Source organism: Citrobacter sedlakii NBRC 105722 (genome assembly GCF_000759835.1).
In the GTDB taxonomy this organism is placed as follows: Bacteria; Pseudomonadota; Gammaproteobacteria; order Enterobacterales; family Enterobacteriaceae; genus Citrobacter_A; species Citrobacter_A sedlakii.
The window spans coordinates 401,591-427,762 of sequence record NZ_BBNB01000001.1 but is presented as its reverse complement, the minus strand read 5'-3'; the positions used below and the strand labels follow the sequence as shown (position 1 = coordinate 427,762).

The following is a 26,172-nucleotide window of genomic DNA, read 5'->3' as shown; positions in this document are numbered from 1 at the left end:
GATAGGCTTTTACCGTGTTTTATTGATCGATAGACGTAAGAAGCCGCCGCTGATTTGAGCCGTTTTGTTTCTCATCCCACGCTGTTCTCCCTGTTCCTGCTGCTGGCGGGCGGTCACGCCTGCGCGCAATCTACGTTTATCCATCAGGCCGAGAATCCGTTCGACAATAATCAGGATGGTTTGCCCGACCTGGGAATGACCCCAACGTCAAACGAGGGGGAAAAGCATTTCGCGGAAATGATGAAGGCCTTTGGCGAAGCAAGTATGACCGATAACGGCCTGGATGCGGGCGAGCAGGCGAAACAGTTCGCCTTCGAACAGGTGCGCGACGCCCTCAGCGAGCAGGTGAACCAGCAACTGGAAACCTGGCTGTCGCCGTGGGGCAACGCCAGCGTCAATGTTCAGGTCGACAACGAAGGCAATTTCAACGGTAGCCGCGGAAGCTGGTTTATCCCCTGGCAGGATAACACCCGCTACCTCACATGGAGTCAACTGGGCCTGACGCAACAGGACGATGGGCTGGTGAGCAATGTCGGTATCGGACAGCGTTGGGCGCGCGACGGCTGGTTGCTGGGCTATAACACCTTTTACGACAATCTTCTCGATGAGAACCTGCAGCGCGCAGGGCTGGGAGCGGAAGCGTGGGGAGAATATTTACGCCTGTCCGCGAATTATTACCAGCCGTTCGCCTCCTGGCAGACGCACACGGATACGCTGGAACAGCGGATGGCGCGCGGATATGACCTCAGCGCGGAAATGCGTATGCCGTTCTACCAGCACCTCAATACCCGGGTCAGTGTGGAACAATATTTTGGCGACAGCGTCGATCTGTTTGACTCCGGGACGGGCTACCATAATCCGGTGGCGGTGAGTCTGGGGCTCAATTACACCCCGGTGCCGCTGGTCACGGTGACCGCCCAGCACAAGCAGGGCGAGAGCGGCGTCAGCCAGAACAATCTTGGTCTGAACCTCAACTATCGCTTCGGCGTACCGCTGAAAAAGCAATTGTCAGCCAGCGAAGTGGCGGCCAGTCAATCACTGCGCGGCAGTCGCTATGACAATCCACAGCGTAACAACCTGCCTACCATGGAATATCGTCAGCGCAAAACGTTGAGCGTGTTTCTGGCGACGCCGCCGTGGGATCTGCATGCCGGAGAAACGGTAGCGCTGAAACTCCAGGTGCGCAGTCTGCACGGGGTGCGCCACCTGACCTGGCAGGGCGATACCCAGGCGCTGAGCCTGACCTCCGGGTCTGATCCTGACAGCATTGATGGCTGGACGATCATTATGCCAGCATGGGACAGCAGTGAAGGGGCGACCAACCGCTGGCGGCTGTCGGTGGTGGTGGAAGACGAAAAAGGTCAGCGTGTCTCCTCCAATGAGATCACGCTTGCGCTGACGGAGCCGTTTATGGCGATGCCGGATGACGATCCGCGCTGGCGACTGCTCCCGGAGGAGTAATCAGAAAATGCGTTCCTGATGCACCCATACTGCGGCTTCTACACGCGATTTCAGCTTCATTTTTTTCAGCATATGTTTGACGTGAACTTTTACCGTGCTTTCGGTGATGTCCAGACGGCGGGCGATCATTTTATTTGGCAGACCCTGGGCGATGAGCTTCAGGATATCGCGCTCGCGCGGGGTAAGCTGGGTCACGTCGCGGTCAGAAGTGGCGCGGTTGGCGCGCAGGCTGGCGGCCAGCACTGGCGTTAACGCTTCGCTCAACACCATTTCGCCGGCGGCGGCCTGCTGTAAGGACTTCAACAGATCTTCCGGCTCCATATCTTTTAGCAGGTAGCCATCCGCGCCGCGTTTGAGCGCGGTGACCACGTCTTCTTCATGGTTTGAGACGCTGAACACCACGATACGGCCGGACAACGCCTTTTCCCGTAGCTTGTCGAGGGTTTCCAGACCGTTCATGCCAGGCATATTCAGGTCCAGCAGGATCAGATCCGGGTCAAGCGATTCCGCCAGTTCAATACCCTGTTCGCCATTGCTGGCCTCGCCGACCACGGTAATGTCCGCAGCCATGCTGACAAGCTGTTTGACGCCGGTCCGCAGCATCGGATGATCGTCGATGAGCAGGATGGTTGCCTGTTCCGGATTATTCATGGGTATCTCCTTGCACTTCAGTGAAGTATTTTTCGGGAATAAAGGTGACAGCGACTTCAGTGCCTCCCGTCTCGCGACGGCGCACCCGGCAATCACCGCGCAGGCTCTGGGCCCGGTCACGCATAATGATCATGCCATAGTGATTGCTGCGTTCGGCGTTTTCAGGCACGCCGCAGCCGTTGTCCTGGACGGTTAATTTCACCTGCTTACCTTTTAGCGCCGCAGTGACGACCACTTCATCGGCCTGCGAATGTTTGAGCGCGTTGCTTAACGCTTCGCGGGCAATTTGCAGCAGGTGAATAGCCTGATGCGACGGCACCAGGCGGGGCGGCAACTGGTAATCCAGTTTTACCGTAAAGCCAAAGCGGGCACTGTATTCCTGGCAACTGGCTTCCAGCGCAGGACGCAGTCCAGGCTCGGTCAGCTGTAGCCGGAAAGTGGTTAACAGTTCGCGCAATTGCGCCCACGAGGCGTTCAGTTCATTGCGGATCTGGCTCAGCAACTCGCGGCTGCTTTCCGGTAACGTGTCACCCTGCATTTGCAAACAACTGACCTGCATCTTCATACAGGACAGCGATTGGGCAATGGAATCATGCAGTTCGCGCGCAATGGTTGCACGCTCTTCCATGACAATCAACTGCTGCTGGCGTTCCTGATGACGATCCAACGCCAGCGTAGCGGTAAGCTGTTCGACTAACGTGTCGACCAGTTGCTGCTGATCGTGGCTCAGGTGTCCGCCCGGCGGCAGGGTTGCCAGCAGAATGCCGTACTGGGTGTGGGTGTCGGTCAGACGCCATTTCAGGGTCATGCCGCCGTCACTCTCTGGCAATGTTCCGCGCGGACACAAATGGCAGCCCTTGTCGTCGCAGCTACTGTCAGACTGACAGGTAAATTCCTGATGATTATCTTCATCTTCCTGGTCATAAACCCGCAGCTCAATGTCGTGCAGCAGCGTCAAGTTTTGCAGTCCGTTCAGCACCGGCGAGAGCCGCTCGCACAGCGGCGCCTGCGAGTGCAGACGGCGGTTTGCCTGCCAGAGGAACGAAAGGATTTGATTCTTTTGCTCCAGCCCGGCGGTTTTCTCTTTTACCCGCTGCTCGAGAACTGAATAGCTTTCCGCCAGTTCGTCAGACATGTTGTTCAGCGCATCGCCGAGCATTGCCATCTCGTTACGTCCGCTGATGCGTGCGCGCTGGGTAAAGTCGCGATGGCTGACGGCGCGGGCCATCGACAGCAGCTGTTTCCAGGGTTGAAGCAAGCGCGCGCGTAACCAGATGATGGTAAAGACCAGCAGCAGCGCCATAAAAATCGCCATCATCCGATGTACCATCACCACGCGTTCGATACGCATTTCCGTGGTATGGTCAAACGCCGAAACCAGATTATCCAGACCGGTAACGAAGCGTCCGACGTCAGCGGCGACCGCCTCGCGGCTGTTGGCCTGTTGCAGACCGGGCAACAGCTCGCTGCGCCAGTATGCCTGTAAGGCCTTAAGCTGCGCCTGCTGGCCGTCGCGCTGCGCGGCGCGGGTGAGCTCCGGGCTAAATGCCGTCTGTTCCATCTCGTCCAGCAATTTCTGATCGTTACCCTGTAGCGGCACCGCGGCGAGCAGGCGATAGCTCTGCATGCGCAGCGAACCGGCTTTGTTGATGGCGTGGGCGCTGCCCTGAACGCCCTGTACCAGCCAGCCGGAAACAGCCATTCCCGCCATCCCAAGAGCCGTGGAGAGCATGACGATAAGCGCTACCTGGTTGACCAGCGTGAGCGGAGAGAGACAACGTTTAAGCATAAAACCTTCTTCCTTCAGGTCACTGGCTGCGGGGAGTCGTGACCCCAATGAATGACGATACTGCGGGCGAGGGCGGGCAGTGGCGTTATTCTCGGCTATCACCTGGAGTATACCCATACCTAAAACGAGTTACCTCTTAATTGCCGCGAGTGGCAGGGATTTTGCGAAGGAGGGAGTAGGGTGACTCAGTATGGTGAAAAACCACATATTTTTTACCGATACGCGCTACTCACTTAGGGTGATCATCATTTTTTGGGCCGCAGAATGACGGCTTTTCCTTTGATTTATATCAACTTACCAAATCCCGTAAACCCTAAGGTGGCAGACATTAAATCGAGTATCAGAGGTGTCTATGAGTCATTCATCCGTCCCTGAAAGGGCATCTGGAGCAGTAATTACAGAATGGCGTCCGGAAGATCCGGCATTCTGGGCGCAACGGGGTCATCGCATCGCCAGCCGCAACCTGTGGATTTCCGTCCCTTGTCTGCTGCTGGCGTTTTGCGTATGGATGTTGTTCAGTGCTGTGGCGGTCAATTTGCCGAAGGTAGGATTTAACTTCACCACCGATCAGCTGTTTATGCTGACTGCGTTGCCGTCAGTTTCCGGCGCGCTGCTGCGTGTGCCGTACTCTTTCATGGTGCCAGTATTTGGCGGTCGCCGCTGGACCGCCTTCAGCACCGGGATTTTGATTGTGCCATGCGTATGGTTAGGATTTGCGGTACAGGATACCTCCACGCCGTTCAGCACTTTTATTCTGATCTCTCTGCTGTGCGGTTTTGCCGGGGCTAACTTTGCCTCCAGTATGGCGAACATCAGCTTTTTCTTTCCAAAACAGAAGCAAGGTGGCGCGCTGGGTCTGAACGGTGGTCTCGGCAACATGGGCGTGAGCGTCATGCAACTGGTTGCGCCGCTGGTGGTTTCGCTGTCCATTTTCGCCCTCTTCGGCAGTCACGGTGTTGAACAACCCGACGGTTCGCAGCTGTACCTGGCGAACGCCGCGTGGATTTGGGTGCCGTTCCTGGCCATTTTCACCCTGGCCGCATGGTTTGGTATGAATGAACTGGCGACTTCCAAAGCGTCTCTGAAAGAGCAGCTACCGGTCCTGAAACGCGGCCACTTGTGGATCATGAGCCTGCTGTATCTGGCGACGTTTGGCTCGTTCATCGGCTTTTCTGCCGGGTTTGCGATGCTGTCGAAAACTCAGTTCCCTGATGTACAGATTCTGCATTACGCCTTCTTTGGGCCGTTTATTGGCGCGCTGGCGCGCTCGGCGGGCGGGGCTATTTCCGACCGTCTCGGCGGTACCCGCGTCACGCTGGTGAACTTCGTGCTGATGGCGATATTCAGCGGTCTGTTGTTCCTGACGCTGCCCACAAACGGTACCGGCGGCAGCTTTATCGCCTTCTTTGTGGTGTTCCTCGCCTTGTTCATGACTGCCGGGCTGGGGAGCGGTTCAACGTTTCAGATGATCTCGGTGATTTTCCGTAAGCTGACGATGGACCGCGTAAAAGCGGAAGGCGGTTCGGAAGAGAAAGCGATGCGAGAAGCGGCTACCGACACGGCGGCAGCGCTGGGCTTTATCTCGGCCATTGGCGCGATTGGCGGTTTCTTTATCCCGAAAGCGTTCGGCACATCGCTGGCGTTAACCGGTTCGCCGGTTGGTGCAATGAAAGTGTTCCTGTTCTTCTATATCGCCTGCGTGGTTATCACCTGGCTGGTATATGGGCGTCATTCCAATAAATAAAAAAGTCGTTATTGATTATCCTTTGCGCGGTGTTAGACCGCGCTTTTTTTATCCTGCAATTAGTTACAACATACTGATGTATTTTTAGACGCTTAGCCTGTCGGTTACATCGGCGTAAAGGGGTCATGCAGGGGGCATACCCCTTAATACCCACGCCGGTAAAATTTAACATTTAGCGTAGTATTGCCTGAAAATATTTTCATTAAAAACATAATGTTATATATTTTTGTTAAATCCCCCCAAAGGGGTATAACCAAATTTACCCGTCGTTTTGTTCCCGGTCTGCCTTGATCGTTATCAATTCCCACGTCCTTTCAGCGCGTTACCGTCAGCAGCAATTAAGCAATGTCGATTTATCAGAGAGCCGTCAGGCTCCCACAGGAGAGAACCGATGAGTAAATTCCTGGATCGGTTTCGCTACTTCAAGCAGAAGGGCGAAACCTTTGCCGATGGGCACGGCCAGCTTCTCGAAACTAACCGGGACTGGGAAGATGGATACAGAAGCCGCTGGCAGCACGATAAAATCGTGCGTTCAACGCACGGGGTGAACTGCACCGGCTCATGCAGCTGGAAAATCTACGTCAAGAACGGTCTGGTGACCTGGGAAACCCAGCAAACCGATTACCCGCGTACCCGTCCCGACATGCCGAACCACGAGCCGCGAGGCTGCCCGCGTGGGGCGAGCTACTCCTGGTATCTCTACAGCGCTAACCGACTGAAATATCCGCTGATGCGCAAACGTCTGATGAAGATGTGGCGTGAGGCGAAAAAACTGCACAGCGATCCGGTTGATGCCTGGGCATCCATCATTGAAGACGCCGACAAAGCAAAAAGCTTCAAGCAGGCGCGCGGTCGCGGTGGCTTCGTGCGTTCTTCCTGGCAGGAAGTGAATGAACTGATTGCTGCCTCGAACGTCTATACCGTTAAAACCTACGGCCCGGACCGCGTTGCGGGCTTCTCGCCGATCCCGGCGATGTCGATGGTCTCTTATGCCTCTGGCGCGCGTTATCTCTCTTTGATAGGCGGCACCTGCCTGAGCTTCTACGACTGGTATTGCGACCTGCCTCCGGCGTCTCCGCAGACCTGGGGCGAGCAGACCGACGTGCCGGAATCCGCCGACTGGTATAACTCCAGCTACATCATTGCCTGGGGATCCAACGTTCCGCAGACCCGTACTCCGGATGCCCACTTCTTTACAGAAGTGCGCTACAAAGGCACCAAGACCGTTGCGGTCACGCCGGACTATGCTGAAATCGCCAAGCTCTGTGATTTATGGCTGGCGCCGAAGCAGGGCACCGATGCGGCGATGGCGCTGGCGATGGGCCACGTTATGCTGCGCGAATTCCATCTCGACAACCCGAGCCAGTATTTTACTGACTATGTGCGTCGCTACACCGACATGCCGATGCTGGTGATGCTGGAAGAGCGCGACGGTTATTACGCCGCAGGCCGTATGCTGCGCGCCGCCGACCTCGTCGATGCGCTGGGCCAGGAAAACAATCCGCAGTGGAAAACTGTCGCCATGAACAGCAACGGCGACATGGTGGCGCCGAACGGCTCAATTGGTTTCCGCTGGGGCGAAAAAGGCAAATGGAACCTCGAGCAGCGCGATGGGACGACCGGCGCTGAGACAGAATTGCAACTGAGCCTGCTGGGCAGCCAGGACGAGATCGCCGAAGTTGGCTTCCCGTACTTTGGCGGGGAAGGCACAGAACATTTCAACAAAGTTGAACTGGAAAACGTTCTGTTGCACAAACTGCCGGCCAAACGTCTGCAACTGGCGGACGGCACCTCTGCGCTGGTCACCACCGTGTACGACCTGACGATGGCCAACTATGGTCTGGAGCGTGGCCTGAACGACGCCAACTGCGCGACCAGCTACGACGACATTAAAGCGTACACTCCGGCGTGGGCTGAGCAAATCACCGGTGTCCCACGCGCGCACATCGTGCGCATCGCCCGTGAATTTGCCGATAACGCCGATAAAACCCACGGTCGTTCAATGATCATTGTTGGCGCCGGGCTGAACCACTGGTATCACCTCGATATGAACTATCGCGGTTTGATCAACATGCTGGTGTTCTGCGGTTGTATCGGCCAGAGCGGCGGCGGTTGGGCGCACTATGTCGGCCAGGAAAAACTGCGTCCGCAGACCGGCTGGCAGCCGCTGGCCTTTGCGCTCGACTGGCAGCGTCCTGCGCGCCATATGAACAGCACCTCTTATTTCTACAATCACTCCAGCCAGTGGCGCTACGAGACGGTCACCGCGCAGGAATTGTTGTCGCCGCTGGCGGACAAATCCCGCTATAGCGGGCATCTGATCGACTTCAACGTGCGCGCTGAGCGTATGGGGTGGTTGCCGTCGGCGCCGCAGTTGGGCACCAACCCGCTGACCATCGCAGAAGAAGCTAAAAAAGCAGGCATGACGCCGGTCGATTACACCGTTAAATCGCTTAAAGACGGCTCAATTCGCTTTGCGGCCGAACAGCCGGAAAACGGTAAAAACCATCCGCGTAACCTGTTTATCTGGCGCTCCAACCTGCTGGGGTCTTCCGGTAAGGGCCATGAGTACATGCTCAAGTATCTGCTCGGTACTGAAAACGGGATTCAGGGGAAAGATCTGGGACAGCAGGGCGGCGTGAAGCCGGAAGAAGTCGAATGGCGGGACAATGGCCTCGACGGCAAGCTGGATCTGGTGGTGACGCTGGATTTCCGTCTGTCGAGCACCTGTCTGTACTCCGACATCGTGTTGCCGACCGCGACCTGGTACGAAAAAGACGACATGAATACCTCGGATATGCATCCGTTTATTCATCCGCTTTCCGCCGCCGTCGACCCGGCCTGGGAATCGAAAAGCGACTGGGAAATCTATAAAGGCATCGCGAAAAAATTCTCTGAGGTCTGCGTCGGCCATCTCGGCCAGGAAACGGACGTCGTCACGCTGCCGATCCAGCATGACTCAGCCGCCGAGCTGGCGCAGCCGCTGGACGTGAAGGACTGGAAAAAAGGCGAATGCGATCTGATTCCGGGCGTCACCGCGCCGCACATCATGACCGTGGAGCGCGACTATCCGGCAACGTATGAGCGTTTCACCTCTATCGGCCCGCTGATGGAGAAAATCGGTAACGGCGGTAAAGGCATCGCGTGGAATACCCAAAGTGAAATGGATCTGCTGCGCAAACTCAATTACACCAAGGCAGAGGGGCCGGCGAAAGGCCAGCCGATGCTCAACACGGCGATTGATGCCGCAGAGATGATCCTGACGCTGGCGCCGGAAACCAACGGTCAGGTGGCGGTCAAAGCCTGGGCGGCGCTCAGCGAGTTTACCGGTCGTGACCATACGCATCTGGCGACAAATAAAGAGGAAGAGAAAATTCGCTTCCGCGATATTCAGGCGCAGCCGCGTAAGATCATCTCCAGCCCGACCTGGTCTGGCCTGGAAGATGAGCACGTGTCCTATAACGCCGGCTACACCAACGTTCACGAGTTGATTCCATGGCGAACCCTGTCTGGTCGCCAGTCGCTGTATCAGGATCACCAGTGGATGCGTGATTTTGGCGAAAGCCTGCTGGTTTACCGTCCGCCAATCGACACCCGTTCGGTGAAAGCGGTCATGGGCGAGAAATCCAACGGTAACCCGGAAAAAGCGCTCAACTTCCTGACGCCGCACCAGAAGTGGGGTATCCACTCCACCTACAGTGACAACCTGCTGATGCTGACGCTCTCTCGCGGCGGTCCGATTGTCTGGATGAGCGAAATCGATGCGAAAGATCTGGGGATTGAAGATAACGACTGGATCGAAGTGTTTAACAGCAACGGTGCGCTGACCGCGCGCGCAGTCGTCAGCCAGCGCGTGCCTGCGGGGATGACCATGATGTACCACGCGCAGGAACGTATCGTGAACCTGCCGGGCTCGGAAATCACGCAGCAGCGCGGCGGGATCCACAACTCGGTTACCCGTATTACGCCGAAACCAACCCATATGATCGGGGGTTATGCGCAACTGGCCTACGGTTTTAACTACTACGGCACCGTCGGCTCTAACCGCGATGAATTTGTGGTGGTACGTAAGATGAAGAACATTAACTGGTTGGATGGCGAAGGCAATGACCAGGTACAGGAGAGCGTAAAATGAAAATTCGTTCACAAGTCGGCATGGTGCTGAATCTGGATAAATGCATCGGCTGTCATACCTGCTCGGTCACCTGTAAAAACGTCTGGACCAGTCGTGAAGGCATGGAATACGCCTGGTTCAACAATGTGGAAAGCAAACCGGGCGTCGGCTTCCCGAACGACTGGGAAAACCAGGAGAAATGGAAGGGCGGCTGGATCCGTAAAATCAACGGCAAACTGCAGCCGCGCATGGGTAACCGTGCGATGCTGCTCGGTAAAATTTTCGCCAACCCGCATCTGCCGGGCATTGATGATTACTATGAGCCGTTTGACTACGACTATCAGAATCTGCACAACGCGCCGGAAAGTAAACACCAGCCGATCGCCCGTCCGCGCTCGCTGATCACCGGCCAGCGGATGGACAAGATCACCAGCGGCCCGAACTGGGAGGAGATTCTGGGCGGCGAGTTTGAAAAACGCGCCAAAGACCAGAACTTCGAAAACATGCAGAAGGCGATGTACGGCCAGTTCGAAAACACCTTCATGATGTACCTGCCGCGTCTGTGCGAACACTGCCTGAACCCGGCATGTGTGGCGACTTGTCCGAGCGGCGCCATTTATAAGCGTGAAGAAGACGGCATCGTGCTGATCGACCAGGACAAGTGCCGCGGCTGGCGTATGTGCATCACCGGCTGCCCGTACAAAAAAATCTACTTCAACTGGAAGAGCGGCAAGTCAGAGAAGTGCATCTTCTGTTACCCGCGTATCGAAGCCGGTCAGCCGACTGTGTGCTCTGAAACCTGTGTCGGTCGTATCCGCTACCTCGGCGTGCTGTTGTACGACGCCGATGCGATTGAGAATGCCGCCAGCACCGAAAACGAGAAGGACCTGTATCAGCGTCAGCTTGATGTGTTCCTCGATCCGAACGATCCGGCAGTGATCGAACAGGCGCTGAAAGACGGCGTGCCGCAGAGCGTGATTGACGCGGCGCAGCAGTCGCCGGTGTACAAAATGGCGATGGACTGGAAGCTGGCGCTGCCGCTGCATCCGGAATACCGTACGCTGCCGATGGTCTGGTATGTGCCGCCGCTGTCGCCGATTCAGTCTGCCGCGGATGCGGGCGAACTGGGCAGCAACGGTATTCTGCCGGACGTGGAGAGCCTGCGTATTCCGGTTCAGTACCTGGCGAATCTGCTGACGGCAGGGGATACCCAGCCGGTGCTGCTGGCGCTGAAACGTATGCTGGCGATGCGTCATTACAAACGTGCGGAAACCGTAGACGGCAAAGCGGATACCCGCGCGCTGGAAGAAGTGGGCTTAAGTGAAGCGCAGGCTCAGGAGATGTATCGTTATCTGGCGATCGCTAACTACGAAGATCGTTTTGTGGTGCCGAGCAGCCACCGTGAACTGGCGCGTGATGCGTTCCCGGAGAAAAGCGGCTGTGGCTTTACCTTCGGCGACGGCTGCCACGGTTCTGACAGCAAGTTCAACCTGTTCAACAGTCGCCGCATTGATGCCATCGATGTGACCAGCAAAACGGAGTCGCACCAATGATTGAACTCGTCATTGTTTCGCGTCTGCTCGAGTACCCTGATGCTGCCCTGTGGCAGCATCAGCAGGAGCTTTACGAAGCACTCGCGTCATCGGAAAACCTCGATAAAGAGGATGCGCATCAGCTCAGCGTTTTCCTGCGTGATTTAACCGCACAGGACATGCTGGATGTGCAGGCCAGGTACAGCGAACTGTTTGACCGCGGGCGCGCTACGTCGCTGCTGCTGTTTGAACATGTGCACGGCGAGTCACGCGATCGTGGTCAGGCGATGGTTGACCTGATGGCGCAGTATGAGCAGCACGGGTTGCAACTCGACAGCCGCGAATTGCCGGATCATCTGCCGCTGTATCTCGAATACCTGGCGCAGTTGCCGAAAAACGAGGCGCTGGGCGGTTTGCAGGATATCGCGCCGATTCTGGCGTTGCTGAGCGCGCGCTTGCAACAGCGTGAAAGCCGCTATGCGGTGCTGTTCGACCTGCTGCTGAAGCTGGCGAAGACCACCATCGACAGCGACAAAGTCGCCGAAAAAATTGCGGATGAAGTGCGCGACGATACGCCGCAGGCGCTTGATGCGGTCTGGGAAGAAGAGCAGGTGAAATTCTTTGCCGATCAGGGCTGCGGCGAGTCGGAAATCGCTGCTCACCAACGTCGTTTTGCTGGCGCCGTCGCGCCGCAATACCTGAATATCACCACCGGAGGACAGCAATAATGCACTTCCTGAATATGTTCTTCTTTGATATCTACCCGTACATCGCCGGGTCGGTCTTTCTGATTGGCAGTTGGCTACGCTATGACTATGGTCAGTACACCTGGCGTGCCGCATCCAGCCAGATGCTGGATCGCAAGGGGATGAACCTGGCGTCTAACCTGTTCCATTTCGGCATTTTGGGGATCTTTGCCGGTCACTTTCTCGGTATGTTAACGCCTCACTGGATGTATGAATCCTTCCTGCCCGTCGACGTAAAGCAAAAGATGGCGATGATCGGTGGCGGGGCGGCGGGCCTGATGACCCTGGTCGGCGGCGTACTGCTGCTGAAACGCCGTCTGTTCAGTCCACGCGTACGGGCAACGACCACTGGCGCAGATATTCTGATCCTGTCGCTGCTGGTGATTCAGTGCGCGCTGGGGCTGCTGACGATACCGTTCTCCGCTCAGCATATGGACGGTAGCGAGATGATGAAGCTGGTCGGCTGGGCGCAGTCTGTCGTGACTTTCCACGGTGGCGCCTCGGCGCATCTTGACGGCGTGGCGTTTATTTTCCGTCTGCACCTGGTACTCGGGATGACGCTATTCCTGCTGTTCCCGTTCTCCCGTCTTGTGCATATCTGGAGCGCGCCGGTAGAGTACCTGACGCGCAAATACCAGATTGTGCGTGCACGTCGCTGATGTGCTAATTTCTCGTACTGAACCCTGCTCCGGCAGGGTTTTTTGTTTTCAGTGAAAGCGTCGGATGGCGGCTGCGCCTCGCCCTTCGGGTCGTTGCCTGCGGCAACGCTTTCTCGCTACGCTCGAATCGAACCTTAGTCGACGCTTCTCATCCTTCCCCGCAATGGAAGAACATAAGGCATTGTGCTTTAGGGTAGTATTGGGATATTTGGAAGTAATGGTGGTGGGGGAAGGATTACCCGGCGCATAGCGCCTCGCCCTTCGGGTCGTTGCCTGCGGCAACGCTTTCTCGCTGCGCTCGAATCGAACCTTAGTCGACGCTTCTCATCCTTCCCCGCAATGGAAGAACATAAGGCATTGTGCTTTAGGGTAGTATTGGGATATTTGGAAGTGATGGTGGTGGGGGAAGGATTCGAACCTTCGAAGTCTGTGACGGCAGATTTACAGTCTGCTCCCTTTGGCCGCTCGGGAACCCCACCAGGGGTAATTCATCGTTTGAGATACAGCTCGGAAATGGTGGTGGGGGAAGGATTCGAACCTTCGAAGTCGATGACGGCAGATTTACAGTCTGCTCCCTTTGGCCGCTCGGGAACCCCACCACGGGGTAAAGCATTTACTGGCCTGCTTCCTTTTGGGAAGCGGGGCGCATCATATCAAATGACGCGCCACTGTAAAGCATTCCGGTGACAAAAATGAACTGGTTGCCTGATTTTTGCCCGTAAAGACGCAAAGGTAACCAATTCATTTCGCTGCCGATTAAAGAATGATCGTTCGGTTACCGTACACAAAGACGCGCTGGGCCAGTACCTGATACAACGCGCGGCTCAGCACGTTCTTCTCTACGTCTCGACCCGCGCGCATCATATCCTCCGCGGTATAGGTATGATCCACGTGGATTACGTCCTGCATGATAATAGGGCCTTCATCCAGATTGTCGTTGACATAGTGCGCTGTCGCGCCAATGATTTTTACGCCGCGCTCGTAGGCCTGGTGGTACGGACGCGCGCCGATAAAGGCAGGCAGGAACGAGTGATGAATATTGATGATCTTGTTCGGGAAACGCGCAACGAACGCTGGCGTGAGTACCCGCATATATTTTGCCAGCACGACGTAGTCCGGCTGGTGCGCGTCAATGGCGTCCGCCATCTGCTTATCATGCTCTTCACGAGTCAGACCCTCATGGCTGACCAGCTCGAAAGGAATCTCAAAACGCTCCACTAAAGAACGCAGGGTCTCGTGGTTGCCTATCACAGCGGCAATTTCAACATCCAGTCCGCCATAATTGGCTTTCATTAGCAGATCGCCCAGACAATGCGCTTCTTTCGTGACCAGAATCACCACACGACGACGTCCTGCCGGATTCAACTCGCGAATGGAGCCTTCAGGCAATGCGCTGTCGAGATCGGCCAACAGCGTGGCGTCGTTAAAAATGCCTTCCAGTTCGGTACGCATAAAAAAACGTCCGGTGCGGTGGTCTACGAACTCATTGTTCTGCACAATGTTCAGTTCGTGCTTGTAGCAAATATTAGTAATACGCGCGATAAGGCCCTTTTGATCCGGGCAAATAGTACGAAGCACTTTGCGTTGTAATGAATGCATTTGCAGCGGTAATCCTGTTGAGAATGTTTGCATAAGGAATGCTGTCGGGCGTTACTGACCGCAGCATTTTTTGAATTTTTTACCTGATCCGCAGGGGCAGGCGTCATTTCGTCCAATTTGTGGGCGTGTGCCGTCTATATAGTACCACCGACCGTTTTCTTTTAAAAAACGAGAACGTTCAAGGATGACGCCCGCTTTGCCGTTTTCACGAAAACGGGCGACAAAGCTGACGTAGCCGAGTTCATCGCTTTCGGCGCCGCTCTGTTCAAACACGGTTAAGCCGAGCCATTCGGTACTGGCGAACCCGGCGCTTATCTCATCGCGGAACGCCGCGGCATTGCAGTCCGGATGCCAGGTTTTGATTAAATAATCTGCGTCTTTCATCACAAAAGCGCAGTAGCGAGAACGCATGAGATGTGACGGATCGGGCGCAACTTGCTTGCCAGACACATATTGGTGGCAACATAGGCTATACTCGACAGCGCTACCGCAGGGACAAAGCTGTGACACGAATAGTCTCCCTGATAAAAAAACAGCGGATAAAAAGTCCAGGTGGCGCTATGTTAACTGAGCGATGGAGATGTTGCTACGCTCGAAAGCCAGGGGAAGTTTGTAGGTCACATGAGAAAGATGAAAATAGGTCTGGCGCTGGGGTCTGGTGCGGCGCGGGGCTGGTCACATATTGGTGTCATCAAAGCGCTCAGGCACATGGGCATTGATATTGACATCGTCGCCGGCTGTTCCATCGGTTCGTTAGTCGGCGCGGCGTATGCCAGTGATAAATTACCTGCGCTGGAAAAGTGGGTTTGCTCGTTCAGCTACTGGGATGTCCTTCGCCTGATGGATCTCTCGTGGCGACGGGGAGGACTGCTGCGCGGCGAGCGCGTGTTCAATCACTATCGTAATATCATGCCGGTGGAGACTATCGAACAGTGCTCGCGGCGTTTCGCCACAGTCGCCACTAACCTCAGTACCGGTCGCGAACTGTGGTTTACCGAAGGCGATCTGCATCTTGCGGTACGGGCCTCCTGCAGTATTCCTGGTCTGATGTCTCCTGTCGCACACAAGGGGTACTGGCTGGTGGACGGCGGTGTGGTGAATCCCGTTCCTGTTTCACTGACCCGCGCCATGGGCGCCGATATCGTGATTGCCGTTGATCTGCAGCACGATGCGCACCTGATGCAACAAGATCTCCTCTCACCCAATGTCAACGGCGACGGCGCTGAGACTGACGTTGAAGGCCTGTCCTGGCGTGCGCGCTTAAAAGAACGTTTGGGCAGTATGACGGCACGACGAGTAGTGTCCGCGCCAACCGCGATGGAAATCATGACGACGTCTATCCAGATTCTGGAAAATCGTCTTAAGCGTAACCGCATGGCGGGCGATCCGCCTGACATATTAATACAACCGTTCTGTCCACAAATATCCACACTGGATTTTCATCGTGCCCATGCCGCCATTGAAGCAGGGCGGCTTGCGGTGGAAAAAAAGATGGACGAACTATTACCTCTGGTGCGTGCTGAAGTTTGACGCATCTTTTTTATCTACACTTAAGCAAATTCTGACAGGCAGGTGTGGCAATACCATGCCACTATTGATCAAAGCCAGTCAGGGGAGAGAACATGACGCAGCCATTGGTCGGGAAACAGATTCTTATCGTTGAGGATGAGCCGGTATTTCGCTCGCTTCTGGATTCGTGGTTTTCCTCATTGGGAGCGACAACGGCACTGGCGAGTGATGGGGTTGAGGCACTGGAGCGTTTTGATGAATTCACGCCCGATCTCATGATATGCGATCTTGCGATGCCGAGAATGAACGGACTCAAACTTGTCGAGCAATTACGTAACCGTGGGGACCAGACGCCGATACTGGTTATCTCCGCGACGGAAAATATGGCCGATATTGCTAAGGCGCTACGGTTGGGGGTCGATGACGTATTGCTAAAGCCGGTAAAGGATCTCAATCGTCTTCGCGAAACCGTCTTCGCCTGTCTTTATCCCAATATGTTCAATTCTCGGGTGGAAGAAGAAGAAAGGCTGTTCCGCGACTGGGATGCGATGGTTGGCGATCCGACTGCCGCCAGAAAATTACTGCAGGAGCTGCAGCCGCCGGTGCAGCAGGTTATTTCTCGCTGCCGGGTGAATTACCGGCAGTTAGTCTCAGCGGATAAACCGGGGCTGGTTCTGGATATCGCGCCGCTGTCGGACAACGATTTGGCTTTTTATTGTCTGGACGTAACACGCGCAGGGGATAATGGCGTACTGGCGGCATTACTCCTGCGGGCCTTATTTAATGGTCTGTTGCAGGAGCAGCTCGGGCATCAGAATCAACGCCTGCCTGAATTGGGCGCAGTGCTAAAACAGGTGAACCATCTGCTCCGCCAGGCCAATTTACCCGGTCAATTTCCGCTGCTGGTGGGGTATTACCATAGCGGGATTAAAAATCTGATACTGGTTTCTGCCGGGTTGAATGCAACATTAAATACCGGCTCACATAATGTACAAATCAGTAATGGCGTTCCGCTTGGGACGTTAGGAAATACTTATCTCAACCAAATTAGCCAGCGCTGCGAGTCGTGGCAATGTCAAATTTGGGGAGCAGGCGGCAGGTTGCGTCTTATGTTGTCTGCGGAATGAACAATCGGGCAGGCGCAAGCAAATTGCTTTACCCTGCCTTTCTCTGCCGGTGTTACTATCGGCGCCAGTTTTATACGTATTTGTCTTAATTATACGCATGCGCATCCTTTTCGGACCTGAGGCTTCTGTCAGTGCTGATATACTCGATGCGGTACAGATTGATGAACACGTTCAATACATGAACAGTCCAGGAGAATTTAAATGGCTGCCATTAACTCGAAAGTCAAAAAAGCCGTTATCCCGGTAGCGGGATTAGGAACCAGGATGTTACCGGCGACAAAAGCGATCCCGAAAGAGATGTTGCCGCTGGTTGATAAGCCATTAATTCAGTATGTCGTTAACGAATGTATTGCTGCGGGCATCACTGAAATTGTGCTGGTGACTCACTCTTCGAAAAATTCGATCGAAAACCATTTTGATACCAGTTTTGAACTGGAAGCGATGCTGGAAAAACGTGTTAAGCGTCAGCTGCTCGAAGAGGTACAGTCTATTTGCCCACCGCACGTCACGATTATGCAGGTACGTCAGGGGTTGGCAAAAGGGTTAGGTCATGCCGTATTGTGCGCGCATCCCGTCGTGGGCAACGAGCCTGTCGCGGTTATTCTGCCGGACGTTATTCTGGATGAGTACGAATCCGATCTTTCTCAGGATAACCTGGCCGAAATGATTCGCCGTTTTGACGAAACCGGTAATAGCCAGATTATGGTGGAACCGGTCGATGACGTAACCGCTTATGGTGTCGTAGACTGCAAAGGCGTTGAATTAACCCCGGGCGAGAGCGTTCCGATGGTTGGCGTGGTAGAGAAGCCGAAAGCGGACGTCGCGCCGTCTAATCTGGCGATTGTGGGCCGTTATGTCCTGAGCGCAGATATCTGGCCACTGCTGGCGAAAACGCCTCCGGGAGCCGGTGACGAGATTCAGCTGACCGATGCAATCGACATGCTGATCGAAAAAGAAACCGTTGAAGCTTACCATATGAAAGGCAAGAGCCATGACTGTGGCAATAAATTAGGCTACATGCAGGCGTTTGTGGAATATGGTATCCGCCATAATTCTCTGGGTAGCGAATTTAAGGCCTGGCTTGAAGACGAAGTGGGTATTAAGCGGTAACCGGACGTTATAATTAACGTGATTAAGCGGCGCGGCACTCCAGCGCCGTTTTTTATGCTCCGCGTCTGGGGATTTTGGGAAATTACAGGCAAAAAAAATCCCGCGAGACGCGGGATTTCAGGCAAGTAAATACCGATTATTCCTTGATCAGGAAGTCTTCCAGCTGTTTACCTTGCTCTTCCATTGCTTTTTTGATCACTGCCGGAGTACGGCCCTGGCCGGTCCAGGTTTTGGTTTCGCCGTTTTCGTCAACGTAGCTATATTTAGCCGGACGTGCTGCACGTTTAGCTTTAGTGCCGGATTTAACCGCAGCCATGCTATTCAGCAGTTCATTCGGGTCAATGCCATCAGCAATCAGCATTTCGCGGTATTGCTGCAGTTTACGAGTGCGTTCTTCAACTTCAGCCGCTGCCGCGCTTTCTTCTTCACGACGCTCGTTAACAACAACTTCTAATTTTTCCAGCATTTCTTCCAGCGTTTCCAGGGTGCATTCTCTTGCCTGCGCACGAAGAGTACGGATGTTGTTCAGAATTTTAAGTGCTTCGCTCATTTTAGTAATCTCAAACTTATATTGGGGTGGTTTGTTGAGCTAATAATAGAGCGTTAAATTCAGATGTGCAATAGCCAGGAATGTAAGGAATTCAAAATTGCGCTTTATTTTTTGCCCCCAATTAATATCCGAACTTAAAATTTTCTTGAAGGAACGCACAAAAAAGAGCTTATTGGCAGAGCGGTTACTCCTTTTTTTACCCGACGGCGGACGGATTCAGCTCACATTTTATGTGGCGAAATAGTTACGCAATTCAGAGATTTCAACCTTTTGTATTAGTTTCCCACGGGGCTATACGCTATTACTTTGCAAGAGTTATGTAGAACAGTAACAATAAGTACAGGGTTTCCATTTAGCTGGCGTTGATAAGCGCTATTGATGTATATCGCGTCTGCAATATCGCAACAATGGGATTTGTCGCCTGATGTTTGTTCAATTGTTAATTCGTATTTTCCTTACGGTCGCCGTCGCAACGTGAACGCGCGGAAGGCGGAAGCGTGCATTCCGCCACCCGTTAACGTGCTATCCGACGCTGAACAACGGGAAATTATGGTACACTCGGCCCCGTCTTTATTCACTCTGGTGAGGGTCTGTGGCCGATGGCGCAGCTATATTTCTACTATTCAGCAATGAATGCAGGTAAGTCGACTGCCTTACTGCAATCTTCCTACAATTATCAGGAACGTGGGATGCGCACCGTCGTATATACCGCGGAAATAGACGACCGCTTTGGCGCAGGAAAAGTCAGTTCGCGTATAGGGTTGTCATCTCCTGCCAAATTGTTTAATCAACAGTCATCTTTGTATGCAGAGATTGCCGCTGATAATACGCGCGAGCCGATACACTGTGTGCTGGTTGATGAATGTCAGTTTTTAACTCGCCAGCAGGTTTATGAATTATCGGAAGTTGTTGACCAACTCGACATTCCGGTGCTGTGTTACGGCTTGCGCACCGATTTTCGCGGTGAACTGTTTACGGGCAGTCAGTATCTGCTTGCATGGTCAGATAAGCTGGTTGAATTAAAAACGATCTGCTTCTGTGGTCGTAAGGCGAGTAGGGTATTACGCCTTGACCAGGCGGGCAGACCGTATAATGAAGGGGAGCAGGTGGTGATTGGCGGCAATGAGCGCTATGTCTCCGTTTGCCGTAAACATTATAAAGAGGCGCTGGAAGAAGGCTCTCTGACGGCGATACAGGAACGTCACTGCCACCGTTAAGCTGCCCGCAGAGGGCGACTGAGGAGCCCTGACGGCATTCTTGTGAGCATAGCGTGTGCAGTCGTGGATCAGCCATAAAAAAGCGGCCTCATCAGAGGCCGCTTTTAGTATGCTTTCGCAGAACCGCAATTAGGCGGATTTCTTCGCTTTTTTGTCAGCTTTTGGAGCCACAACGGCTTCAGCTTTTGCGGTTACGCCTTCGCTGAACTCACGACCGTAGTAGGTATCCAGCAGAATCTGTTTCAGCTCGGAGATCAGCGGGTAGCGCGGGTTAGCGCCGGTGCACTGGTCGTCGAAGGCATCTTCAGACAGCTTGTCAACGTGAGCCAGGAAGTCTGCTTCCTGAACGCCGGCTTCGCGGATAGACTTCGGAATACCCAGTTCAGCTTTCAGGCTTTCCAGCCAGGCCAACAGTTTCTCGATCTTCGCCGCTGTACGGTCGCCCGGTGCGCTCAGACCCAGATGGTCAGCGATTTCAGCATAACGACGACGCGCCTGCGGACGGTCGTACTGGCTGAATGCCGTCTGCTTGGTCGGGTTGTCGTTGGCGTTATAACGGATAACGTTGCTGATCAACAGGGCGTTCGCCAGACCGTGTGGAATGTGGAACTGGGAGCCCAGTTTGTGCGCCATGGAGTGGCACACGCCGAGGAAGGCGTTAGCAAACGCGATACCGGCAATGGTCGCGGCGCTGTGTACGCGTTCACGGGCAACCGGGTTTTTCGAACCTTCGTTGTAAGACGCCGGCAGGTTTTCTTTCAGCAGTTTCAGCGCCTGCAGCGCCTGACCGTCAGAGAACTCAGACGCCAGCACGGAAACGTAGGCTTCCAGGGCGTGAGTCACCGCATCCAGACCACCGAACGCACACAGCGACTTCGGCATATCCATCACCAGGTTAGCGTCGACAATCGCCATATCCGGCGTCAGCGCGTAGTCTGCCAGCGGATATTTCTGACCGGTCGCGTCGTCGGTTACCACCGCAAACGGCGTCACTTCTGAACCGGTACCGGACGTGGTGGTGACGGCGATCATTTTCGCTTTCACACCCATTTTCGGGAACTTATAGATACGTTTACGGATATCCATAAAGCGCAGCGCCAGTTCTTCGAAGTGGGTTTCCGGATGTTCGTACATCACCCACATGATTTTCGCCGCATCCATCGGGGAGCCGCCGCCCAGCGCGATGATCACGTCTGGTTTGAAGGAGTTGGCCAGTTCAGCGCCTTTACGTACAACGCTCAGGGTTGGGTCAGCTTCCACTTCAAAGAACACTTCGGTTTCAACGCCAGCCGCTTTCAGCACAGAAGTGATCTGGTCTGCATAGCCGTTGTTGAACAGGAAGCGGTCGGTCACGATGAGCGCACGTTTGTGGCCATCGGTAATCACTTCATCCAGCGCGATCGGCAGGGAGCCACGGCGGAAGTAGATAGATTTCGGAAGTTTGTGCCACAACATGTTTTCAGCTCGCTTAGCAACGGTTTTCTTGTTGATCAGGTGTTTTGGACCAACGTTTTCAGAGATGGAGTTACCACCCCATGAACCACAACCCAGCGTCAGGGACGGTGCGAGTTTAAAGTTGTACAGGTCGCCGATACCGCCCTGAGAAGCCGGGGTGTTGATCAGGATACGGGCGGTTTTCATCATCTGACCGAAGTAAGCGACGCGTTCCGGCTGGTTGTCCTGGTCGGTGTACAGGCAGGAGGTATGACCGATACCGCCCATTGCCACCAGCTTCTCGGCTTTGTCCACCGCATCTTCGAAATCTTTCGCGCGGTACATTGCCAGGGTCGGGGACAGTTTTTCGTGTGCGAACGGCTCGCTTTCGTCAACCACTTTGACTTCGCCAATCAGGATTTTGGTGGTTGCCGGTACGGAGAAGCCTGCCAGTTCAGCGATTTTATACGCTGGCTGACCCACGATAGCGGCGTTCAGCGCGCCATTTTTCAGGATAACGTCCTGAACGGCTTTCAGCTCTTTGCCCTGCAGCAGGTAGCCGCCGTGGCTGGCGAAGCGTTCGCGAACCGCATCATAAACAGAATCAACAACAACGACAGACTGCTCAGACGCACAGATAACGCCGTTATCAAAGGTTTTGGACATCAGCACGGACGCAACGGCACGTTTGATGTCGGCGGTTTCGTCGATAACAACAGGCGTGTTACCCGCGCCCACGCCGATGGCCGGTTTACCGGAGCTGTAGGCCGCTTTCACCATACCCGGACCGCCGGTCGCGAGGATCAGGTTGATGTCCGGGTGGTGCATCAGGGCGTTGGACAGCTCAACCGAAGGCTGGTCGATCCAGCCGATCAGATCTTTTGGCGCACCGGCAGCGATGGCCGCCTGCAGAACGATATCCGCCGCTTTGTTGGTGGCGTCTTTGGCACGCGGGTGCGGAGAGAAGATGATGGCGTTACGGGTCTTCAGGCTGATCAGCGATTTGAAGATAGCTGTGGAGGTTGGGTTAGTGGTCGGTACGATACCGCAGATGATACCGATCGGTTCAGCGATGGTAATCGTCCCGAAAGTGTCGTCTTCAGACAGCACACCACAGGTCTTTTCATCTTTATAGGCATTGTAGATGTATTCGGAAGCAAAGTGGTTTTTGATCACTTTATCTTCAACGATACCCATGCCGGATTCGGCTACGGCCATTTTGGCGAGGGGGATACGGGCATCTGCGGCTGCCAGAGCGGCGGCGCGGAAGATTTTGTCGACCTGTTCTTGAGTGAAACTGGCATATTCACGCTGGGCTTTTTTGACGCGCTCGACGAGTGCGTTAAGTTCAGCGACATTAGTAACAGCCATAATGCTCTCCTGATAATGTTAAACTTTTTTAGTAAATCATCTGCGCGATACGTGAGTATAGACAGAGGGCATAAGTTTGTATAACAACCGAAAAATCAAATGGTTACTTAACGTCCAGTTCGCTCTGATTTACTAAAAGAGCTTATACGTCAGCGTCATCTAACTCTAACGCGTTACTTCCAGGTGGCGTAAGCAAGGTTACTCACTTCTGAGTAGCGATTACGTGATCCAGATCAAAATTTCGCAAAGCTGACACCTTTCAGCAGGGCATTTTAGCGCTAAACGTTAAGTGTTGATTAATTGTATAGGTGAATGCTCTTTAAGTTAGCATAATTAATACATATTAATAACACTCAGGAAAGGGAGCAATTTTGCGTGAAGCAGGTGAAAAGTGCTGTGAAAAGGCGTATCTTCAGCACGGTTTTTACCCTTTACTCTTTGATTAACTTTATACGGCTAACGCTGCGGAGCTAACCGTGACTCAAACGCTGTTTGATTTTCCTGTTTATTTTAAATTTTTCATAGGGTTATTTGCGTTAGTGAACCCAGTCGGGATTATCCCCGTCTTTATCAGCATGACCAGCTACCAGACGGCGGCGGCACGTAATAAGACCAACCTGACGGCGAACCTGTCCGTTGCCATCATTTTGTGGACATCTTTGTTCCTTGGCGATGGCATTCTCCAGGTCTTTGGCATTTCTATCGACTCATTCCGTATTGCTGGCGGCATTCTTGTCGTGACCATCGCCATGTCGATGATCAGCGGTAAGCTGGGGGAAGATAAACAGAACAAACAGGAAAAATCAGAAACGGCGATTCGGGAAAGCGTGGGCGTCGTGCCGCTGGCGCTGCCGTTAATGGCGGGGCCGGGGGCGATCAGTTCCACTATCGTCTGGGGAACCCGCTACCATAGCCTGATGTATTTGTTTGGCTTCTTTATTGCCATTGCGCTCTTCGCGCTTTGCTGCTGGGGATTGTTTCGCATGGCGCCGTGGCTGGTCCGGGTCCTCGGGCAAACCGGAATTAACGTGATTACGCGTATTATGGGTCTGCTGCTCATGGCGTTGGGCATCGAATTTATCGTTACCGGTATTAAGGCGATATTCCCCGGTCTGTTAAGTTAATACCTTTCAAATGAAAGAATAGGCGGAGCATTAATGGCTCCGTTTTTCTCCCGTCATTATTTTCACTTTCCGTTGCGCTTGTACTGCAGTCGTTCGTCTGCGGTATAGATACCATTTATTTATTGCATTGATTTAGCAGAGATTCTCTACAAAAGGCTGGTGCACAAGGTGTAAATTTTTTCACATCACAATCCGGGACTTGATGAAGGATTATTGAAATGTTATTAGTTATTTCAATGACCTCTCAGATGAATGTGCTAAATAATAAACAATTGTTAATTTTTTGTGCATTTGAGTTCATGGGTGAAAGCGCAGGATGTCAAAATCAGTTAATTATAGATTACATGTTATTTAACAGTAAGTTATGCGTTAATTCGCGGTTTTGATACGTTCTTTTGGGGCGGTTTTTTTTCTACAAAAGAGAATTGCTTAACAAATCTGTAAATTGTATTGGCGGACGAGAAACGCATTTGTTACTTTCCGACACTCTATTTCTCAGCAGAATGTGCGTTGATGAGAATTAATATCAACACGCTTTTTGCCCGAATACGGCGCGCGTTTCTGACAGGGGAGGCGCGCAAAAAGAATCGACGTAAGGCGGTCGTTCGAATCGCCAGAATAAATAAAGTCGGTGATAGCAGGCAGTAAAGCACCTGACAGCAGAAAGTCTCCGGGGCTGATCAGGGATCCTTAGCGGGATTAACAGGCTGGTAATAAAACCAGTAATTATAATGAGGGAGTACAAACACAATGACCAACACGAAAAAAAGTTTAGTGGCCGCAGGGGTTCTCTCTGCGCTCCTCGCCGGAAATGCGGCAATGGCTGCGGTCGTTCCCGCAGGCGTGCAGCTGGCGGAAAAGCAAACGCTGGTGCGCAATAATGGCTCGGAAGTTCAGTCTCTCGATCCGCATAAAATCGAAGGGGTACCGGAATCCAACATCAGCCGCGACCTGTTCGAAGGGCTGATAATAAGCGACGTAGAGGGCAAACCCTCTCCCGGCGTGGCGGAAAAGTGGGACAATAAAGACTTTAAAGTCTGGACGTTCCATCTGCGTAAAGATGCAAAATGGTCCGACGGCTCCCCAGTGACCGCTCAGGATTTCGTTTATAGCTGGCAGCGTCTGGCCGATCCCAACACCGCTTCGCCTTATGCCAGTTATCTGCAGTACGGACATATCGTGAATATTGACGATATCGTCGCCGGTAAAAAACCGGTGACCGATCTGGGCGTTAAAGCCCTCGACGATCATACTTTTGAAGTGACGCTGAGCGAGCCGGTGCCTTATTTCTATAAGCTGCTGGTGCACTCGTCCGTTTCTCCGGTATCGAAGGCGGTGGTTGAAAAATTCGGTGATAAGTGGACGCAGCCAGCGAATATAGTCAGTAACGGCGCTTACAAACTGAAGGACTGGGTGGTTAACGAGCGTATCGTCCTTGAGCGTAACCCCCAATACTGGGATAACGCCAAAACCGTTATTAATCAGGTCACCTACCTGCCGATCTCCTCAGAAGTCACTGATGTTAACCGCTACCGTAGCGGTGAAATCGACATGACCTACAACAACATGCCGATTGAACTGTTTCAGAAGCTGAAGAAAGAGATCCCGAACGAAGTACACGTTGACCCGTATTTATGCACCTACTATTACGAAATCAATAACCAGAAAGCCCCGTTTACGGATGTGCGCGTGCGTACCGCGCTCAAGCTGGCGCTGGATCGCGATATCATCGTCAACAAAGTGAAAAACCAGGGCGACTTGCCAGCCTATAGCTTTACGCCGCCGTATACCGACGGGGCGAAACTGGTGGAGCCGGAATGGTTTGGCTGGACGCAGGAAAAACGTAACGAAGAAGCGAAAAAACTGCTGGCTGAAGCCGGTTATACCGCCGATAAACCGCTGACCTTTAACTTGCTGTACAACACCTCCGATCTCCATAAGAAACTGGCCATTGCCGCCGCGTCTATCTGGAAGAAAAATTTAGGCGTCAACGTGAAACTGGAAAACCAGGAGTGGAAAACCTTCCTGGATACGCGTCATCAGGGGAATTATGACGTTTCCCGCGCCGCCTGGTGTGCGGATTACAACGAGCCGACCTCTTTCCTGAATATGGTGCTGTCTGACAGTTCGAACAACACCACGCATTATAAGAGCCCGGCGTTTGACAAGATCATTGCCGATACGCTGAATGCACAAGATGACGCGCAGCGTTCTGAACTTTATGCTCAAGCCGAGCAGCAGTTGGATAAAGACTCTGCAATAGTGCCGGTGTTCTATTATGTCAACGCTCGCCTGGTTAAACCGTGGGTAGGGGGTTACACCGGTAAAGACCCGATGGATAATATTCACGTTAAAGACTTGTATATTATCAAGCATTAATGGCAAAGGGTGGGGCAGAATAGCGTGCCCCACTGTGTCTTTTATCGTCGACTATT

Annotated in this window: 18 protein-coding genes, 2 tRNA genes and 2 other RNA genes; 12 read left to right on the top strand and 10 right to left on the bottom strand. The window is 53.6% G+C overall.

Annotation, left to right across the window (positions count from 1 at the left end; all coding sequences use genetic code 11):
* The first annotated feature begins 54 nt into the window (after positions 1–54).
* Entirely contained in the window at positions 55–1,461 is a 1,407-nt protein-coding gene (locus tag CSE01S_RS02015) for a YchO/YchP family invasin (RefSeq protein ID WP_072014933.1), read from the top strand.
* Here the strand turns inward: CSE01S_RS02015 and narL are convergent, their stop codons facing one another.
* Complete coding sequence (gene narL, locus CSE01S_RS02010) at positions 1,462–2,112, bottom strand: two-component system response regulator NarL (protein WP_012906023.1); 651 nt, start codon at positions 2,110–2,112, stop codon at positions 1,462–1,464.
* Complete coding sequence (narX, locus tag CSE01S_RS02005; RefSeq protein ID WP_042283586.1) at positions 2,105–3,901, bottom strand: nitrate/nitrite two-component system sensor histidine kinase NarX; 1,797 nt, start codon at positions 3,899–3,901, stop codon at positions 2,105–2,107. Before narX ends, narL begins: the two co-directional genes overlap by 8 nt.
* 352 nt (positions 3,902–4,253) lie before the next feature.
* Between narX and CSE01S_RS02000 the strand changes: the two genes are divergently transcribed.
* The 5 genes from CSE01S_RS02000 (at position 4,254) to narI (ending at position 12,696) form a co-directional block, all read left to right on the top strand.
* Positions 4,254–5,645 (top strand): NarK family nitrate/nitrite MFS transporter, encoded by a 1,392-nt coding sequence (locus CSE01S_RS02000; protein ID WP_042283584.1) that lies wholly within the window; start codon positions 4,254–4,256, stop codon positions 5,643–5,645.
* 391 nt (positions 5,646–6,036) lie between these two features.
* Positions 6,037–9,780 (top strand): nitrate reductase subunit alpha, encoded by a 3,744-nt coding sequence (locus CSE01S_RS01995; protein ID WP_042283581.1) that lies wholly within the window; start codon positions 6,037–6,039, stop codon positions 9,778–9,780.
* Positions 9,777–11,312 carry a nitrate reductase subunit beta gene (gene narH, locus CSE01S_RS01990; protein WP_042283579.1) on the top strand — a complete coding sequence of 512 codons (1,536 nt, stop codon included), beginning with the start codon at positions 9,777–9,779 and terminating at the stop codon, positions 11,310–11,312. The genes CSE01S_RS01995 and narH overlap by 4 nt, the downstream gene beginning before the upstream one ends.
* Positions 11,309–12,019, top strand: a complete 711-nt coding sequence (gene narJ, locus CSE01S_RS01985) for a nitrate reductase molybdenum cofactor assembly chaperone (RefSeq protein ID WP_042283577.1) — start codon at positions 11,309–11,311, stop codon at positions 12,017–12,019. Before narH ends, narJ begins: the two co-directional genes overlap by 4 nt.
* Positions 12,019–12,696 (top strand): respiratory nitrate reductase subunit gamma, encoded by a 678-nt coding sequence (gene narI, locus CSE01S_RS01980; protein WP_042283575.1) that lies wholly within the window; start codon positions 12,019–12,021, stop codon positions 12,694–12,696. The genes narJ and narI overlap by 1 nt, the downstream gene beginning before the upstream one ends.
* A 48-nt stretch (positions 12,697–12,744) precedes the next feature.
* Here the strand turns inward: narI and CSE01S_RS22025 are convergent.
* The 6 genes from CSE01S_RS22025 to CSE01S_RS01960 all read right to left on the bottom strand — a co-directional run bounded on the left by CSE01S_RS22025 (position 12,745) and on the right by CSE01S_RS01960 (position 14,805).
* Positions 12,745–12,869, bottom strand: a non-coding RNA gene (locus CSE01S_RS22025) — RtT sRNA.
* Between the two features lie 45 nt (positions 12,870–12,914).
* A non-coding RNA gene (locus tag CSE01S_RS21930) (RtT sRNA) lies at positions 12,915–13,045 on the bottom strand.
* Between the two features lie 45 nt (positions 13,046–13,090).
* Positions 13,091–13,175: transfer RNA gene (locus tag CSE01S_RS01975), tRNA-Tyr, on the bottom strand.
* A gap of 35 nt (positions 13,176–13,210) precedes the next feature.
* Positions 13,211–13,295 (bottom strand) — tRNA-Tyr (locus CSE01S_RS01970).
* A gap of 157 nt (positions 13,296–13,452) precedes the next feature.
* The gene (gene purU / locus CSE01S_RS01965) at positions 13,453–14,295 is read right to left on the bottom strand and encodes a formyltetrahydrofolate deformylase (RefSeq protein ID WP_042283572.1); all 843 of its coding nucleotides are present in this window, start codon (positions 14,293–14,295) and stop codon (positions 13,453–13,455) included.
* Positions 14,296–14,346: 51 nt separating this feature from the next.
* Positions 14,347–14,805: a YchJ family protein gene (locus CSE01S_RS01960; protein WP_042283568.1), complete on the bottom strand. Its 459-nt coding sequence runs from the start codon at positions 14,803–14,805 to the stop codon at positions 14,347–14,349.
* Between the two features lie 111 nt (positions 14,806–14,916).
* On the opposite strand from CSE01S_RS01960, the gene rssA reads away from it, so the two are divergent.
* From rssA to galU, 3 genes are all read left to right on the top strand, one after another.
* The gene (gene rssA / locus CSE01S_RS01955; RefSeq protein ID WP_042283565.1) at positions 14,917–15,825 is read left to right on the top strand and encodes a patatin-like phospholipase RssA; all 909 of its coding nucleotides are present in this window, start codon (positions 14,917–14,919) and stop codon (positions 15,823–15,825) included.
* Positions 15,826–15,917: 92 nt separating this feature from the next.
* The gene (gene rssB / locus CSE01S_RS01950; RefSeq protein WP_042283560.1) at positions 15,918–16,931 is read left to right on the top strand and encodes a two-component system response regulator RssB; all 1,014 of its coding nucleotides are present in this window, start codon (positions 15,918–15,920) and stop codon (positions 16,929–16,931) included.
* Between the two features lie 201 nt (positions 16,932–17,132).
* Positions 17,133–18,041: a UTP--glucose-1-phosphate uridylyltransferase GalU gene (gene galU / locus CSE01S_RS01945; protein WP_042283556.1), complete on the top strand. Its 909-nt coding sequence runs from the start codon at positions 17,133–17,135 to the stop codon at positions 18,039–18,041.
* 136 nt (positions 18,042–18,177) lie between these two features.
* Here the strand turns inward: galU and hns are convergent, their stop codons facing one another.
* Positions 18,178–18,591 carry a histone-like nucleoid-structuring protein H-NS gene (hns, locus tag CSE01S_RS01940; RefSeq protein ID WP_012906011.1) on the bottom strand — a complete coding sequence of 138 codons (414 nt, stop codon included), beginning with the start codon at positions 18,589–18,591 and terminating at the stop codon, positions 18,178–18,180.
* A 599-nt stretch (positions 18,592–19,190) separates the two neighbouring features.
* Here hns and tdk point away from each other — a divergent pair.
* Positions 19,191–19,808 (top strand): thymidine kinase, encoded by a 618-nt coding sequence (gene tdk / locus CSE01S_RS01930; protein WP_042283545.1) that lies wholly within the window; start codon positions 19,191–19,193, stop codon positions 19,806–19,808.
* 129 nt (positions 19,809–19,937) lie between these two features.
* On the opposite strand, the gene adhE is transcribed toward tdk, so the two are convergent.
* Complete coding sequence (gene adhE, locus CSE01S_RS01925) at positions 19,938–22,613, bottom strand: bifunctional acetaldehyde-CoA/alcohol dehydrogenase (RefSeq protein WP_042283542.1); 2,676 nt, start codon at positions 22,611–22,613, stop codon at positions 19,938–19,940.
* A 476-nt stretch (positions 22,614–23,089) separates the two neighbouring features.
* Here adhE and CSE01S_RS01920 point away from each other — a divergent pair, with 476 nt between their 5' ends.
* Positions 23,090–23,737: a YchE family NAAT transporter gene (locus tag CSE01S_RS01920; RefSeq protein ID WP_042283539.1), complete on the top strand. Its 648-nt coding sequence runs from the start codon at positions 23,090–23,092 to the stop codon at positions 23,735–23,737.
* Positions 23,738–24,487: 750 nt separating this feature from the next.
* Entirely contained in the window at positions 24,488–26,116 is a 1,629-nt protein-coding gene (gene oppA, locus CSE01S_RS01915; RefSeq protein WP_042283533.1) for an oligopeptide ABC transporter substrate-binding protein OppA, read from the top strand.
* Positions 26,117–26,172 lie beyond the last annotated feature (56 nt).